The following is a 16,380-nucleotide window of genomic DNA, read 5'->3' on the forward strand; positions in this document are numbered from 1 at the left end:
GGCCCCTTCACCATCCCGACCAGGAACTAGGCCGAACAGGAGCAACCCTGACTGGAAACAAGACCGGCTAGGGCCGAGGAAGCCCTCGCCAACCTTCCGGGTCCACGCCGCCGGGTACCGGCGCCCCCTTCTCGTACGGCTCACGCGTGAAGACGAACGATCCGAGATCGAGGTGGCTCACCGACCCGTCGGGCCGGCGCTCGACGCGCAAGAGTTCCCCCGCGTAGTAGCCGTCCAGCCCGGTCCAGGTGCCATCGCCGTTCGGGCGGAATCGCGAGTCCCGCGCCCCACCCGTCAGCGGTCCGAGCGAGACTCCTGCGTCGGCCGTCAGCCGCAGCACCGTGCTCTGCGTCCCCCAGTACCAGGGCCCGGCGAGCTCCAGCACCGTCGCATCGACGTCCGGCAGGGGCCGCCACGGCTCGGGGATGCGTGGCTCGGCCTCGGCGACGATACGGAGAAGGTCCGTGCTGACCGTCGATGCGGGCACGCCCGAGGTGCAGTTGGCGAGCGTGACCGCGGCCAGACCGTCCTCCTCGCTCAGCCACAGCCCCGCCACAAACCCGGGCAGCGAACCACCGTGCCCGGCCAGCACCCGGCCATTCCTCCGTACCAGCTGAAGACCGAGGCCGTACGAGGAGTCCCAGTCCCCCGACAGCGTGGGCGCGGCGGGCGTACGCATCTCACGTACGGACTGCGCACTCAGAACCCGGTCGTCGCCCTCCATCAGGAACACGGCGAACCGCCCCAAGTTCGCTGCCGTCGACCAGAGTTGTCCAGCAGGAGCCATCAGACCCAGATCCTCCGCGGGCTCCGGCATCATCACATCGGCCCAGGGATGCACGGCCCATCCACCGGCATGCGGGGTCTGCGGCTGCCCGCTCGTCCGGTCCAGACCGAGCGGCTCCAGGACCTCGCGACGCAGGACGTCCACCCACGCAGCGCCGCGCAACGCCTCGACCAGCGAACCCAGCAACGTGTAGCCGGGGTTGGAGTAGTGATGCTGTTTGCCGACCGGATGTCTGAACGGCTTCTCGCCCAGCACATCGGCGAGCTCGGGACGCAGCGAGGACGACGAACGCTCCCACCAAGGACCAGGAGTCTCGGCCGCCAACCCACCGGTGTGCGCCAGGAGTTCGGCAATGGTGACCTGGCCGGCGCCGGTGCCCGGCAGATGCTTCTCCAACGGGTCCCCGAGGTCGAGCACACCCTCGTCCCGCAGCCTCAGCACCAGCACGGCCGTGAACGTCTTGGTGATCGAGCCGATCCGGTACTGCACGTGCTCGTCCGGAGCATGCCCGTCCACACAGGTACGCCCACCGCTCCACACCAGCTCCCCCTCGCGAACGACCGCGGCCACCAGCGAAGGGGAACGGCCTTCCGCCTGAGCGGTGGCAATGCGGTGCAAGAGGGCTCGGCGCGTCGTGGGCAGCAGCTCTTCAGAGGATGTCGTCATGCCCCAAGTCCACCCCGCTGACCGCCAGGCGTCGACCGCTTTTAGGCCGGCAGCTGCAGGTCGCACGTCCATGCCGTGCGGTTGCGGTCGTGCGGGAGCAGGTCGTACGGGATCAGGTCTGCGCCATGTCCACGAAGCGCGAGTAGTGACCCTGGAAGGCGACCGTGATCGTTGCCGTCGGACCGTTACGGTGCTTGCCCACGATGATGTCCGCCTCGCCGGCGCGGGGTGACTCCTTCTCGTAGGCGTCCTCGCGGTGCAGCAGGATCACCATGTCCGCGTCCTGCTCGATCGAGCCGGATTCACGCAGGTCGGACACCATCGGTTTCTTGTCCGTGCGCTGCTCGGGGCCACGGTTCAGCTGGGAGAGCGCGATGACCGGCACTTCCAGCTCCTTGGCGAGCAGCTTCAGGTTTCGCGACATGTCCGAGACCTCCTGCTGACGGCTCTCGGAGCGCTTCGAACCACCGGCCTGCATCAGCTGCAGATAGTCGATGATCACGAGCTTGATGTCATTGCGCTGCTTGAGGCGACGGCACTTCGCGCGGATCTCCATCATCGACAGGTTCGGCGAGTCGTCGATATAGAGCGGTGCCGCCGAGACCTCGGGCATCCGGCGGGCGAGCCGGGTCCAGTCCTCGTCTGTCATGGTGCCGGAGCGCATGTGGTGCAGCGCGACCCGTGCCTCCGCGGACAGCAGACGCATCGCGATCTCGTTCCGGCCCATTTCCAGGGAGAAGATGACGCTGGGCAGGTTGTGCTTGATCGAGGCGGTCCGGGCGAAGTCGAGCGCCAGGGTGGACTTACCCATGGCGGGACGGGCGGCGATGACGATCATCTGACCGGGGTGCAGGCCGTTCGTCAGGGAGTCGAAGTCGGTGAACCCGGTGGGCACACCGGTCATCTCGCCGCTGCGGGAGCCGATCGCCTCGATCTCGTCGAGCGCACCCTCCATGATGTCGCCGAGCGGGAGGTAGTCCTCGCTGGTGCGCTGCTCGGTGACCGCGTAGATCTCGGCCTGCGCACTGTTCACGATCTCGTCGACGTCGCCGTCGGCCGCATATCCCATCTGCGTGATGCGCGTGCCCGCCTCGACGAGCCGGCGCAGAACCGCACGCTCGTGGACGATCTCAGCGTAGTACTCGGCGTTCGCCGCCGTCGGAACCGTCTGGACGAGGGTGTGCAGATACGATGCGCCACCGACCTTGGTGATCTCGCCACGCTTGGTGAGCTCGGCCGCGACCGTGATCGGGTCGGCCGGCTCGCCCTTCGCATACAGGTCGAGAACCGCGGTGAAGATAGTTTCGTGCGCGGGGCGGTAGAAATCGTGGCCCTTGATCACCTCGACGACGTCGGCGATCGCGTCCTTGGACAGGAGCATGCCACCGAGTACGGACTGCTCGGCATCGAGGTCCTGGGGCGGTACCCGCTCGAAGGACGGAGTTCCGTCGTCCCAGCCGCCGTCGCCACCGCGGTCGTGCTGCTCCTCGCGCCCCCGCCCGCTGCTGCCACGCTGGCGGGAGGCAGGCAGACGGTCACTGGGACCGCTGTCGGCCCAGGGGTCGTCCAAAGGCTCGGAGATACTCACCGGGCCACCTCCTCCAGTCCGCCGGGCGGACCTCGCCGTGCCCTCTTTCTTACGGCACGGCACTGACAAATACGGGGACCCGACTCGGGTTCTGACGCGTCGGTTCATGACGTTTCCGAGGCCTGAAATCGTGGCGGGCGCCGCACCACGGTAGGCCCCTCGGCACCTTCAGCCAATCTGGTTATCCACAGGCGGTGTGGATGAAGGGCCTCTCGCTGTGGAGAACTCTGCAAAACCTGTGCACGACACGGTGGACAGCCCTGTGAACAAGCCCTCAGGGAGCGCGCAGAAATGTGCCTGACCTGCTACTTTCCCGTCCACCGGCTGTGCAGGAAAAATACTTTCCCGGTCGACCCAAGATCGCTGTAAACGGTGCGTGACGCCACGCCCGAAGGGCACAGAAGTAAGGACCCAAAGGCGGTTGCATCTCTTACCTGTGGAAGATTACATTGGTGCTCATGACACAGGCTCCCGCGGCGACCAAGGCCGCCCGGCGTCGGCATGACCGCGAGATCGTCGCGCTGGCCGTCCCCGCTTTCGGCGCGCTCGTAGCCGAGCCTCTTTTCGTGATGGCCGACAGCGCCATCGTCGGCCATCTGGGCACCGCCCAGCTGGCCGGTCTTGCTGTCGCCTCGTCCCTCCTGATGACCGCCGTCAGTGTCTTCGTCTTTCTGGCCTACGCGACTACGGCCGCGGTGGCCCGCCGCGTCGGCGCCGGAGATCTGCAGTCCGCAATCCGTCAGGGCATGGACGGGATCTGGCTCGCGCTCCTGCTCGGTGCCGCGGTCATCGCCCTTGTCCTTCCCACCGCTCCCGCGCTCGTCGAGCTGTTCGGTGCCTCGCACACTGCGGCGCCCTACGCGATCACCTATCTGCGGATCTCCTCGCTCGGCATCCCGGCGATGCTCGTCGTCCTCGCCGCGACGGGAGTCCTGCGTGGCCTCCAGGACACCAAGACCCCGCTCTATGTCGCGGTCGGAGGCTTCGTCGCCAACGGCGCGCTCAACGCGGGGCTCGTCTACGGCGCCGGCCTGGGCATCGCAGGATCCGCCTGGGGCACCGTCATCGCACAGGTCGCCATGGCCGCCGTCTATCTTTTCGTCGTCGTACGCGGGGCCCGTCGTCACGGCGCTTCCCTGCGTCCCGACGCAGCCGGGATACGAGCCTGCGCCCAGGCAGGCGCACCGCTGCTCGTCCGCACCCTCTCGCTGCGCGCCATCCTCATGATTGCCACCGCTGTTGCGGCCCGGCTCGGCGACGCGGACATCGCCGCGCACCAGATCATCATCTCCCTGTGGAGCCTGCTGGCCTTCGCGCTCGACGCCATCGCCATCGCGGGGCAGGCCATCATCGGGCGCTACCTCGGAGCGGACGACGCCCAGGGCGCACGGGATGCCTGCCGCCGCATGGTGCAGTGGGGCATCGCCGCGGGAGTCGTCCTCGGACTCCTGGTGATCGTCTCCCGACCGCTCTTCATTCCACTGTTCACGAATGATCAGGTGGTGCAGAACGTGGCACTGCCCGCTCTCCTGATGGTCGCGCTGTCCCAGCCCATCTGCGGCATCGTCTTCGTTCTCGACGGGGTCCTGATGGGAGCGGGAGACGGTCCGTATCTCGCCTGGGCGATGCTCGCGACCCTGGCGGTCTTCACGCCGGTCGCCCTGCTGGTACCGGTCTTCGGCGGAGGGCTCACCGCGCTGTGGGGCGCTATGACTTTGATGATGACCGTGCGGATGGTGACCCTGTGGCTGCGTTCGCGCTCGGGCCGTTGGATCGTCACGGGCGCCACGCGCTGACCCGTTTCACGTGAAACGGTGACCGCGAAACGCGTTGGGCCGCACCCCGAGGGGTGCGGCCCAACGCTTGCTTCAGCTCTGCCAAGCGCAGTGCTTAGGCGGAGACGACCTCGACGCTGACCTTGGCGGCAACCTCGGGGTGCAGACGCACGGACGTCTCGTGGGCGCCCAGCGTCTTGATCGGCGAGCCCAGCTCGATGCGGCGCTTGTCGACCTCGGGGCCACCGGCAGCCTTGATCGCCGAAGCGACGTCGGCCGGGGTGACGGAACCGAAGAGACGACCGGCGTCGCCGGAGCGGACGGCCAGGCGGACCTTGACACCCTCGAGGCGGGCCTTGATCTCGTTGGCCTGCTCGATGGTCGCGATCTCGTGGATCTTGCGGGCGCGGCGGATCTGCGCCACGTCCTGCTCGCCACCCTTGGTCCAGCGGATCGCGAAACCACGCGGGACCAGGTAGTTGCGGGCGTACCCGTCCTTGACGTCGACGACATCGCCGGCGGTGCCGAGGCCAGAGACCTCGTGGGTAAGGATGATCTTCATTGTTCGGTCACCCTTTCCTTATCGCGCGGTGGACGTGTAGGGCAGCAGCGCCATCTCACGGCTGTTCTTCACGGCCGTGGCGACGTCACGCTGGTGCTGCGTGCAGTTGCCGGTCACGCGGCGGGCACGGATCTTGCCGCGGTCGGAAATGAACTTCCGCAGCATGTTCGTGTCCTTGTAGTCCACGTACGTGACCTTGTCCTTGCAGAAAGCGCAGACCTTCTTCTTAGGCTTGCGCACAGGCGGCTTCGCCATGGTGTTTCTCCTGTGTGATCAAGAAGTGTGGGTACGGCCCACCCCTTGGCCCTGAGGCCTAGAAGGGGGGCTCGTCCGAGTAGCCGCCGCCGGAGGAGGAACCGCCGGAGTTTCCGCCCCAGCCACCTCCGCCGCCCTGCTGGCCGCCGCCGGCCGGCGCACCGGTCGCCCAGGGGTCGTCGGCGGGAGCACCGCCGCCGCCCTGCTGCTGACCGCCACCGGAGCCACCGCCCCAGTTGCCGCCGCCCTGCTGGCCGCCGCCACCGCCGCCGTATCCGCCCTGGCCACCGCGACCGGTGGTCTTGGTGACCTTGGCCGTGGCGTTCTTCAGGCTGGCGCCGACTTCCTCGACGTCCAGCTCGTAGACCGTGCGCTTGACGCCCTCACGGTCCTCGTAGGACCGCTGCTTCAGCCGGCCCTGCACGATGACGCGCATGCCTCGCTGGAGCGACTCCGCGACGTTCTCCGCCGCCTGACGCCAGACCGAGCAGGTGAGGAACAGGCCTTCGCCGTCCTTCCACTCATTGGTCTGCTTGTCGAAGATGCGGGGAGTGGACGCGACACGGAACTTCGCGACCGCCGCACCGGAAGGGGTGAAGCGCAGCTCGGGGTCGTCGACAAGATTGCCTACGACCGTGATGACGGTCTCGCCTGCCATGGGGGAACCTCTCGGCGGGTTTGCTGCTGGCTGCTTGCTGCTACTCGAAACCCGAGTGCCGCTGAGCTAGGAAGCTCAGTGGGTCTCGGGACGGAGGACCTTGGTCCGGAGGACCGACTCGTTCAGGTTCATCTGGCGGTCGAGCTCCTTGACGACCGCAGGCTCGGCCTGCAGGTCGATGACCGAGTAGATGCCCTCGGGCTTCTTCTTGATCTCGTACGAGAGACGACGACGGCCCCAGGTGTCGACCTTCTCAACCTTTCCGTTGGCCTCGCGGACAACGGAGAGGAAGTTCTCGATCAGCGGGGAGACAGCGCGCTCCTCGAGATCGGGGTCGAGGATGACCATCACTTCGTAGTGACGCATGTGGAACCCACCTCCTTTGGACTCAGCGGCCACGGTCGTTCCGTGGCAGGAGGGTCGTGATGCGTACGCAACGGTATCGGCGACCACTGACAATCGGGCCCCGCTGGCGGGGTTTCCTGGTCAGGGCGTGAGCAGACACCGGTGCAGACGCTACAGACTACCCGCACCACGGCTTCCGGTTGAAATCCGACCGCGGGAGGGCACAATCTGTACACATCGGGTGTGTATGGCGCTACGATGCGCCGCCTTCCGCAGGAGGTGCCACATGGCACAGGCAATGCGACCCAACACCGCGACATCTCTCTTCGCCACGGACGGGAAGCCCCATCCCCTCCAGGACTCACTGGTCGCGGTGGCGATGGTTCTCGGGGCGATCGCCATCATCTCTTCGCTCTTCAGCAGCCTCCACCTGCTCAGCTCCTGGGCGGGGCTGATCGGCGTCGTGACCGCCGCATACGGCCAGTTCATCTCGGTGACGACGCGCGAGCGCTTCGGTCTCATCCTGGGCCTCGGCGCCTCGGCGATCGGCTTCTTCATCGGTATGGCCCACGGTGGTCTGTTCGGCGGTGTCATCGGCTGACGGCCCGCGAAGCTCCCATAGGCCCAGTCGGGGCGCTCCCAGGGCGCAGTAGGCTTCGGCGCGAGAGCCGGAGCCCTTGTACCCATGGGGACACACCAGCCCGAGGAGCGCCCCGAATGAGCCTGACCCTGAGGACCATCAGCCGAGAGCAGCATCTGGCATACATCCAGAGCCTGCCCTCGGCTAGCCACATGCAGGTCCCGGCATGGGCTGATGTGAAGGCGGAGTGGCGCTCCGAGAGCCTGGGATGGTTCGACGAGCGGAACGGCGAGATGGTCGGCGCGGGCCTGGTCCTGTACCGGCAGCTGCCCAAGATCAAGCGCTATCTCGCCTATCTCCCCGAGGGCCCGGTCATCAACTGGTTCGCTCCGAACCTCGACGACTGGATGCGTCCGATGCTGGCGCACCTCAAGCAGCAGGGCGCCTTCTCCGTGAAGATGGGTCCGCCGGTGATCATCCGGCGCTGGGAGGCCACATCGATCAAGAAGGGCATCCAGGACCCGGACGTCAAGCGCCTGCGCGACATCGAGGCCGACTTCATCGAGCCGCGCGCCTTCGAGGTCGCCGACAAGCTGCGCCGCATGGGCTGGCAGCAGGGCGAGGACGGCGGCGCCGGTTTCGGCGACGTACAGCCCCGCTACGTCTTCCAGGTGCCGCTGGCCAACCGCTCCCTCGAGGACGTGCACAAGGCCTTCAACCAGCTGTGGCGCCGCAACATCAAGAAGGCCGAGAAGGCCGGCGTCGAGGTCGTCCAGGGCGGCTACCAGGACCTCGCCGAGTGGCAGCGTCTCTACGAGATCACGGCTGTGCGCGACCACTTCCGGCCGCGTCCGCTGTCGTACTTCCAGCGCATGTGGACGGCTCTCAACAGTGAGGACCCCAACCGCATGCGGCTGTACTTCGCCCGCCACAACGGGGTGAACCTGTCGGCGGCGACGATGCTGGTGGTCGGGGGGCACGTCTGGTACTCCTACGGAGCCTCCGACAACATCGGCCGTGAGGTCAGGCCCTCGAACGCGATGCAGTGGCGGATGCTCCGCGACGCCTACGCGCTCGGCGCGACGGTCTACGACCTGCGCGGTATCAGCGACTCGCTCGACGAATCGGACCACCTCTTCGGTCTGATCCAGTTCAAGGTGGGCACCGGTGGGCAGGCTGCCGAGTACCTCGGCGAGTGGGACTTCCCGCTCAACAAGCTGCTGCACAAGGCCCTCGACATCTACATGTCGCGGCGCTGAGCCCCTCCCGGCCCACACGGCCCGGGCGGACCCTGCACACTTCACGTAGCTCCAAAGCTTCTTCATACCTCTGATACACCGCAGCCACGAGAAAGGTTCCGGGACCGGCCATGGCGCTCACGCTCTACGTCGACACCGCGCGCTGGCGGGCACACCACAAGCACGTGCTCGAGCAGTTTCCGGGGATAGTTCCCGTCTGCAAGGGCAACGGCTACGGCTTCGGCCATGAACGGCTCGCGGACGAGGCCACCCGCTTCGGCTCGGACGTCCTCGCCGTCGGCACGACCTACGAAGCCGCCCGGATCAAGGACTGGTTCAGCGGTGACCTGCTGGTCCTGACCCCGTTCCGGCGGGGCGAGGAGCCTGTGCCGCTGCCCGACCGTGTGATCCGCTCCGTCTCCTCCGTCGACGGCGTGCACGGCCTCGTCGGCGCCCGTGTCGTCGTCGAGGTGATGTCCTCGATGAAGCGGCACGGCGTGAGCGAGCAGGAACTGCCCCAGCTCCACTCCGCCATAGAGGACGTCCGGCTCGAGGGCTTCGCGATCCACCTGCCCCTGGACCGCACCGACGGCTCCGACGCCGTCGAGGAGGTCATCGGCTGGATGGACCGTCTGCGCGCGGCCAGGCTGCCGCTGCACACGATGTTCGTCAGCCACCTCAAGGCCCAGGAACTCGCCCGCCTTCAGCAGCAGTTCCCGCAGACCCGGTTCCGGGCGCGCATCGGCACGAGGCTCTGGCTGGGCGACCACGACGCCACCGAGTACCGCGGCGCGATCCTGGACGTGACCCGCGTCGCCAAGGGTGACCGCTTCGGTTACCGCCAGCAGAAGGTCGCCTCGGACGGCTGGCTCGTGGTCGTCGCCGGCGGCACGTCGCACGGGGTGGGCCTGGAGGCGCCCAAGGCGCTGCACGGCGTCATGCCGCGCGCCAAGGGCGTCGCCCGCGCGGGACTTGCGACCGTCAACCGGAACCTGTCTCCCTTCGTCTGGGGCGGTAAGCAGCGCTGGTTCGCGGAGCCCCCGCACATGCAGGTCTCGATCCTCTTCGTGCCGTCCGACGCCCCCGAGCCCCGGGTGGGCGAGGAGCTGGTGGCCCATCTGCGGCACACCACCACGCAGTTCGACCGGATCCTCGACCGCTGACCGAGGCTTGGAACAGGCCGGGGCGCACGGACAAACGGAAAGGGCCGGACACCATCACGGTGTCCGGCCCTTTTGGTGCGTTCGCTCAGAGCGAACGCTCTTCGTCCTTGTCCCAGCCCCAACTCACTTGCGGCCGCTGCTCGTTGTGCACCGCATGCCGCGGGGGATGGGCGGCGTATCCGAGCACGAACACGTCCGGCGCTCCGTCCAGGACACCGCCCGACGGGTCGTCGTCCCCGGAGCGTCTGACCACGTCCCGTTCCGGCATCAGGATGTCGCGCACGATCACCGCGCACAGATAGAGCGTGCCCAGCAGGTGGATGAGGATGACGAGGTGGTAGCCGTCCGTGGGCAGCCCCCGGTGCTTGTCACCGCTCGTGGTGTACGCGAGGTACATCCAGATCCCTAGGAAGTACGCGACCTCGCACGCCTGCCAGATCAGCAAATCCCGCCAGCGCGGCCGGGCGAGGGCCGCGAAGGGGATCAGCCACAGGACGTACTGCGGCGAGTAGACCTTGTTGGTGAGGATGAAGGCGGCAATGACCAGGAAGGCGAGCTGTGCAAGGCGGGGCCGACGTGGCGCCGTCAGGGCGAGAGCGGTGATGCCCAGACAGGCCAGGACCATCAGCACCATCGCGTAGGTGTTGGCGTCGTCGGGGCTGATCTGCGCGTCCCACCGCTGCTGGATGATGAGCCAGATGGACCCGAAGTCGACGCCGCGCTCCTGGCTGAAGCGGTAGAACTTCGACCAGCCCTCGGGGGCGAGCAGCATCACCGGCAGGTTCACGACGAGCCACGCGCCCACCGAGCCGGCCAGGGCCTTCCCGAAGTCGCGCCAGCGTCCGGCGCGCCAGCAGAGCAACAGCAGCGGGCCGAGCACCAGGAACGGATAGAACTTCGCGGCCGTGGCCAGGCCCAGCAGGACACCGAAGGCGACCGACCGGCCCCGCGACCACATCAGCATCGCGGCCGCTGTGAGGGCCACGGCGAGCAGATCCCAGTTGATGGTGGAGGTCAGCGCGAACGCGGGCGCAAGCGCGACCAGGAGGCCGTCCCAGGGGCGTCGCCGGTGGGTGCGAGTCACGCAGATGGCGATCACCACCGCGCAGATCATCAGCATCCCGGCGTTGACCATCCAGTACACCTTCTCCAGGTGCTGGATGGAACCGCCGCCCAGGGTCAGCCAGGACGCAACCTCCATGAACACACCGGTCAGCACCGGGTACTCGAGGTAGTCCATGTCGCCGGGCAGCTTGTCGAAGTACGGCACCAGGCCGTCGGCGAAGCCCCGCCCCTGATAGAGGTGCGGGATGTCCGAATAGCAGGCGTGCGTGTACTGCGAGCTGGCACCGAAGAACCACGCGCCGTCGTAGCAGGGCAACTTCTGCACCATGCCCAGCGCGAACATGCCGATCATCACCAGCGCGATGACGCGTACAGGGGTCCACCAGGAGCTCCCGAGCAGCGCCCATCGTCCGATGGGTCCGCCGATCAGCTCGCTCCCCGCTGCGGCGACCTCGTCCTCCTTGGTCGGCCGTACCGGATCCGGCTGTTGCACATGCGTGCGCGTCGTCTCTGCACTGGGCATGCCGCACATCCTGCCGTACGCGCCTGAGAACGGGGCGAGGGCCGCCGCACCTGATCGGTGCGGCGACCCTCACTTGGCGCGGATCACGCGCTGTTTCACGTGGAACACGCGGCGTTTCACGTGAAACACGCGGCGTGAGATCAGCTCCGGCTAGCCCGCCGGCCCTCCGAAGAGCCCTCCGTTGCCGTTTCCGTTGCTGCCGCCGTTGCCGCCCCCTGGGTCCGACGGCGAGCTGGTCACGCCACCGTCTGTGCCGCCCGTGGGTGTCCCACCGGTGCCACCGTTCGACGTTCCGCCGTTGTCGTTGCAGTTCCACGACCAGCTGCTGCAGGACTCGCTGGTCGACGGCGACGGGCCGGGGGAGGACTGGCTGGGCGACGGTTCCGACGTTGCCGACTCCGAAGGAGAGGCAGTGTCCGACGGAGTGATGCTCGGGCTCGGGGTGGCGCCGACGACCTGACCGATGGGCTCGGGAGTCGGGAACGGTACGGCCGGCTGTCCCTTGAGGGCCTCCGCCATGTAGTCGTGCCAGATCTCGGAGGGGAACGACGCTCCGTGGATCTGCTTTTGGTTACCCGTGCCGTACATCTCCAGGAACTGGCGTTTCTTGCTGTTCTCGTTGTCGTCCATCCGGTACATCGTGATGGCCGTCGACAGCTGCGGGGTGTACCCCACGAACCAGGCCGACTTGTTGCCGTCGGTCGTACCGGTCTTGCCCGCGACCTGGCGGCCGGGCAGCTTGGCGTTGGTACCCGTTCCCTTGTCGACGACCGTCTTCAGGACATCGGTGACGTTGTCGGCGACCGCCGAGTCGAAGGCCCTGACAGGCTTCTTCTCGTGCTGGTAGACCGTCTCGCCTTCGTGGTCGACCGACTTCACGGAGTACGGGTCGTTGCGCTGCCCACTTTCCGCGAAGGTGGCGTAGGCGCCGGCCATGCGGATCGCGCTCGGGTCGGAGGTGCCGAGGGAGAACGACGGATAGTTGGCGCTGGCGAAGCTGTTGTCCTTGATGCCCGCGTCCTTCGCCGCCTGCTTCACCTTGTTCAGGCCGACATCCATGCCGAGCTGCACATAGGCGGAGTTGACGGACTCACGCATCGCCTCACGAAGATCGATCTGGTACGTCGGCGGGTTGTAGGACTGGTGGCCGTCATTCTTCTGGAGCCACTCCTTGCCCTCCCGGTCCTGCCAGACCTGGCCGTCGTACTTCTTGATCTTGAGCTCGTTCTTGCCGCTGTAGAGGCTCTTCGGAGAGACCTTCGTCCGCGTGGTGTCGTCCTGATCCTCGCCCAGCTTGGGGTCGCGGATGCCGTCCCTCATCGCGGCGGCCAGCACGAACGGCTTGAAGGTGGAGCCGACCTGGGCGCCCGTCTGGTCGGCGTTGTTGGTGTAGTGCTTCGTCGCGTCGGCGCCGCCGTAGATGGCCTCGATCGCGCCGCTCTGCGGGTTCACCGAGGCACCGCCGAACTGGACGTACTTGTCCGTCTTCGGGCGGAGCTTCTCGTTGATGTTCTCCTTCTGGACCTTCTTCACGGCCGCTAGGAGCTTGTCCACCTTCGTCTTGTCGAAGGTGGTGTGGATCTCGTAGCCGCCCTTCTGCAGGTCGAGAGCGGTGATCTTGCCGTCGCTGTTGTTGATCACGTAGGCCTTCGCGAGGTCCACGAGATAGCCGGTCTGGCCGGCCAGCGAGGGGTTGGACCGCGGGCTCTGCAGCCTGGGGAACGACGTGTACTTCTTCCGATCCGCGGACCTCAGGCGCTTGTCCTTGACCTCCTCGTCGAGGATCCAGCGCCAGCGCTTCTCGGCCCTGGCCTGGTTCTTCTTGGCCGTCGCCTGCACCGGGTCGATCTCCGGGGCGCCGGCGGGGTCGAAGTACGTGGCGCCCTTGAGCACCGCCGCCAGGAACGCGCACTGGCTCGCGTTCAGATCCGAGGCGTCCTGGTTGAAGTACGTGCGGGCCGCCGCCTGAATCCCGTAGGCACCACGTCCGTAGTACGCGGTGTTCAGGTAGCCGGCCATCACCTTCTCCTTGGACTCCGTACGGCCCACCTTTATGGAGACGAACAGCTCTTTGACCTTGCGCGAGATCGTCTGCGACTGGTCGTCGAGCATCGCGTTCTTCACGTACTGCTGGGTGATGGTCGAGCCACCCTGCGTCTGGCCGCCCTTGGCCATGTTGACGAACGCGCGGGCGATGCCCATGGGGTCGACGCCCTTGTCCGTCTCGAACGTCTTGTTCTCGGCGGACATGACGGCGAACCGCATGGCCTCGGGGATCTCTTCGTACTTGATGATCTGCCGGTTCGTCTCGCCACCGGTCGCGACCATCTGCTTGCCGTTGGCCCAGTAGTAGACGTTGTTCTGGGCCTTGGCCGTGTCCGCCGTCTTCGGGAGGTCCACCATGGCGTACCCGATGCCCGCCGCGACCATGAGGCTGCCGCAGAGGCCGACGAACAGACCCGTCACCAGCCGCCAGGACGGCAGCCAGCGGCGCACCCCGTACTTGCCGGAGCGCGGGTAGTCGATGAACCTCTTCTTCTGCGGCGGCCGTGAGGGTCCGCGACCCCTGCCGCGCCCGCTCGATCCCTCGGGGCCGCCTCCGCCGCGCCGGCCGCCGCCTCCGCGGCCACCCCCGCCGTCGGGTGCCTTCCTGCGGCTCCCTCCGGCGCTGCGCTGTGCGGCTCGGCGCGCTTCCGCCCGGCCTCCGTACGGGCGGTCGTCGCCCGTGGAGCCGGACGATCCTGTGGACCCCGGTGTTCCATATGCATCAGAAGGTGATCCGGTGGCGTCACGCGGTGCCGCGCGACGGCCCGGCGATGCGCCGGACGTGCCGCGACGGGCCGCGGCACGTCCGCCGCCCTGTGGCTGCGGCGGTTTGCGACGGTGCTCGCTCATCGAACGACTACTCCTCGGGCAGGCGCTGACATACGCGCCTGGAAACGGCGGCTGGTTTCCGGTCCCCCCGAAATACGGATGCGCCCCTTCTGGCACTCACCCGCACTGCACCGGGGACAACGACGCCCACAGGCGTCACTTGGTTCCCGGCGGTCTGCATGGCGGACAGACTACGCACCGCCAAAACCCACCTAGGGGTGAAGTTCACCCCAAATCAGGCAACTTGCTTGGTATGAATCGGTGATGTGACGCCGTTCACCGTGATCCCTCTTGTCCCATCCGGGGGGCCGTTCTATCGTCGTGATGTATCGAGTCGATACATCAGCTCGGCATAAAGAGTCCGTAAGAGGTCGTGACACCGATCGCGGCAGAGGAGGAGGCGACGATGAGCCGACGTTCCGGCATCCTCGAGTTCGCCGTCCTCGGCCTGCTCCGCGAGTCCCCGATGCACGGCTACGAGCTGCGGAAACGGCTCAATACATCGCTGGGGGTCTTCCGAGCCTTCAGCTACGGGTCCCTCTACCCCTGCCTCAAGACGCTGGTCGCAAGCGGCTGGTTGATCGAGGAATCGGGGAGCACACCCGAGGACGCCCTCGCCGCACCCCTCGCAGGGCGTCGCGCCAAGATCGTCTACCGGTTGACGGCGGAAGGTAAGGAGCACTTCGAGGAGCTGCTCTCGCAGACCGGCCCGGACGCATACGAGGACGAGCACTTCGCTGCGCGGTTCGCCTTCTTCGGGCAGACCTCGCGTGACGTACGCATGCGCGTGCTCGAAGGCCGTCGCAGCCGTCTCGAGGAGCGCCTCGAAAAGATGCGCATCTCCTTCGCCCGCACCCGGGAACGCCTTGACGACTACACCCTTGAGCTCCAGCGGCACGGAATGGAATCCGTGGAGCGCGAAGTGCGCTGGCTGAACGAGCTCATCGAGAGCGAGCGGGCGGGGCGGGATCAGCGGCGATCCGACCCCTCCGACGCAGCTCAGCAGGACACATCTGGAGAGACGGGCGGCCTGCCCCGGCACCGGGACAGCACCCGGCCGGATCCGTCCGACGACACCGCCACGTGAGGCCCACTCGGGGTTTCACCGATACACACAGGGAGCAACCGGAATGGGTTCGGTTCGCGTAGCCATCGTCGGCGTGGGCAACTGCGCCGCCTCGCTGGTCCAGGGCGTCGAGTACTACAAGGACGCTGACCCGGACACCAAGGTCCCGGGCCTGATGCACGTCCAGTTCGGCGACTACCACGTCGGTGACGTCGAGTTCGTCGCCGCCTTCGACGTCGACGCGAAGAAGGTCGGCCTCGACCTCTCCGACGCCATCGGTGCCAGCGAGAACAACACCATCAAGATCTGCGACGTGCCGAACACGGGCGTGACCGTCCAGCGCGGCCACACCCACGACGGCCTGGGCAAGTACTACCGCCAGACCATCGAGGAGTCCGCCGACGCCCCGGTCGACATCGTCCAGGTCCTCAAGGACAAGCAGGTCGACGTTCTGATCTGCTACCTGCCCGTCGGTTCCGAGGACGCCGCGAAGTTCTACGCGCAGTGCGCCATCGACGCCAAGGTCGCGTTCGTCAACGCCCTTCCGGTCTTCATCGCCGGCACCAAGGAGTGGGCGGACAAGTTCACCGAGGCGGGCGTTCCGATCGTCGGTGACGACATCAAGTCCCAGGTCGGCGCCACCATCACGCACCGCGTCATGGCGAAGCTGTTCGAGGACCGCGGTGTCCGTCTCGAGCGGACCATGCAGCTGAACGTCGGCGGCAACATGGACTTCAAGAACATGCTCGAGCGCGAGCGCCTGGAGTCCAAGAAGATCTCGAAGACGCAGGCCGTCACCTCGCAGATCCCCGACCGCGAACTGGGCGAGAAGAACGTCCACATCGGCCCCTCGGACTACGTCCAGTGGCTCGACGACCGCAAGTGGGCCTACGTCCGCCTCGAGGGCCGCGCCTTCGGTGACGTTCCGCTGAACCTGGAGTACAAGCTCGAGGTCTGGGACTCCCCGAACTCCGCGGGTGTCATCATCGACGCCCTGCGCGCCGCGAAGATCGCCAAGGACCGCGGCATCGGCGGCCCGATCCTCTCCGCGTCCTCGTACTTCATGAAGTCCCCGCCGGTTCAGTACTTCGACGACGAGGCCTACGCGAACGTCGAGAAGTTCATCAAGGGCGAGGTCGAGCGCTAACCACACACAGTGCGGCGCGCACCAGTGGTAACGCGCCGCTCCTTGTGGGCTGTTGAGGTCCCCGGATGCACCTGGCGTGCACCCGGGG

14 protein-coding genes are annotated in these 16,380 nt (G+C 67.0%); 6 read left to right on the top strand and 8 right to left on the bottom strand.

All coding sequences use genetic code 11. From position 1 onward, the window contains the following. Positions 1-67: 67 nt before the first annotated feature. Positions 68-1,453 (bottom strand): serine hydrolase domain-containing protein, encoded by a 1,386-nt coding sequence (locus ACY0PA_RS21805; protein WP_473086170.1) that lies wholly within the window; start codon positions 1,451-1,453, stop codon positions 68-70. 112 nt (positions 1,454-1,565) lie between these two features. Beyond that, the gene (dnaB, locus tag ACY0PA_RS21810; protein ID WP_473086171.1) at positions 1,566-3,041 is read right to left on the bottom strand and encodes a replicative DNA helicase; all 1,476 of its coding nucleotides are present in this window, start codon (positions 3,039-3,041) and stop codon (positions 1,566-1,568) included. 458 nt (positions 3,042-3,499) lie between these two features. Between dnaB and ACY0PA_RS21815 the strand changes: the two genes are divergently transcribed. After that, entirely contained in the window at positions 3,500-4,837 is a 1,338-nt protein-coding gene (locus tag ACY0PA_RS21815) for an MATE family efflux transporter (protein ID WP_473086172.1), read from the top strand. A gap of 94 nt (positions 4,838-4,931) precedes the next feature. Here the strand turns inward: ACY0PA_RS21815 and rplI are convergent, their stop codons facing one another. From rplI to rpsF, 4 genes are all read right to left on the bottom strand, one after another. Beyond that, positions 4,932-5,378, bottom strand: a complete 447-nt coding sequence (rplI, locus tag ACY0PA_RS21820; protein WP_453776379.1) for a 50S ribosomal protein L9 — start codon at positions 5,376-5,378, stop codon at positions 4,932-4,934. Positions 5,379-5,396: 18 nt separating this feature from the next. Then, positions 5,397-5,633 carry a 30S ribosomal protein S18 gene (gene rpsR, locus ACY0PA_RS21825; RefSeq protein WP_003949403.1) on the bottom strand — a complete coding sequence of 79 codons (237 nt, stop codon included), beginning with the start codon at positions 5,631-5,633 and terminating at the stop codon, positions 5,397-5,399. A 58-nt stretch (positions 5,634-5,691) separates the two neighbouring features. Next, entirely contained in the window at positions 5,692-6,291 is a 600-nt protein-coding gene (locus ACY0PA_RS21830; protein WP_473086173.1) for a single-stranded DNA-binding protein, read from the bottom strand. Between the two features lie 75 nt (positions 6,292-6,366). Further along, complete coding sequence (gene rpsF / locus ACY0PA_RS21835; protein WP_052578287.1) at positions 6,367-6,657, bottom strand: 30S ribosomal protein S6; 291 nt, start codon at positions 6,655-6,657, stop codon at positions 6,367-6,369. Between the two features lie 265 nt (positions 6,658-6,922). On the opposite strand from rpsF, the gene ACY0PA_RS21840 reads away from it, so the two are divergent. The 3 genes from ACY0PA_RS21840 (at position 6,923) to ACY0PA_RS21850 (ending at position 9,617) form a co-directional block, all read left to right on the top strand. Further along, a complete protein-coding gene (locus ACY0PA_RS21840) occupies positions 6,923-7,237 on the top strand; it encodes a hypothetical protein (protein ID WP_473086174.1) in 315 nt (104 codons plus the stop codon). Positions 7,238-7,353: 116 nt separating this feature from the next. Beyond that, the gene (femX, locus tag ACY0PA_RS21845; RefSeq protein WP_329572206.1) at positions 7,354-8,475 is read left to right on the top strand and encodes a peptidoglycan bridge formation glycyltransferase FemX; all 1,122 of its coding nucleotides are present in this window, start codon (positions 7,354-7,356) and stop codon (positions 8,473-8,475) included. Positions 8,476-8,585: 110 nt separating this feature from the next. Then, complete coding sequence (locus ACY0PA_RS21850; protein WP_326774958.1) at positions 8,586-9,617, top strand: alanine racemase; 1,032 nt, start codon at positions 8,586-8,588, stop codon at positions 9,615-9,617. An 85-nt stretch (positions 9,618-9,702) separates the two neighbouring features. Here the strand turns inward: ACY0PA_RS21850 and ACY0PA_RS21855 are convergent, their stop codons facing one another. Next, the gene (locus tag ACY0PA_RS21855) at positions 9,703-11,205 is read right to left on the bottom strand and encodes a glycosyltransferase family 87 protein (protein ID WP_473086175.1); all 1,503 of its coding nucleotides are present in this window, start codon (positions 11,203-11,205) and stop codon (positions 9,703-9,705) included. Between the two features lie 150 nt (positions 11,206-11,355). Then, on the bottom strand, positions 11,356-14,100 hold the full coding sequence (locus tag ACY0PA_RS21860; protein ID WP_473086176.1) for a transglycosylase domain-containing protein: 2,745 nt from the start codon (positions 14,098-14,100) through the stop codon (positions 11,356-11,358). Positions 14,101-14,485: 385 nt separating this feature from the next. Between ACY0PA_RS21860 and ACY0PA_RS21865 the strand changes: the two genes are divergently transcribed. Together ACY0PA_RS21865 and ACY0PA_RS21870 are read left to right on the top strand one after the other, a co-directional pair. Then, entirely contained in the window at positions 14,486-15,166 is a 681-nt protein-coding gene (locus ACY0PA_RS21865) for a PadR family transcriptional regulator (RefSeq protein WP_116512092.1), read from the top strand. A gap of 43 nt (positions 15,167-15,209) precedes the next feature. Next, positions 15,210-16,292 carry an inositol-3-phosphate synthase gene (locus tag ACY0PA_RS21870; protein ID WP_473086177.1) on the top strand — a complete coding sequence of 361 codons (1,083 nt, stop codon included), beginning with the start codon at positions 15,210-15,212 and terminating at the stop codon, positions 16,290-16,292. Positions 16,293-16,380: the final 88 nt, after the last annotated feature.

The organism is Streptomyces sp. DS1-CR2, assembly GCF_055760475.1.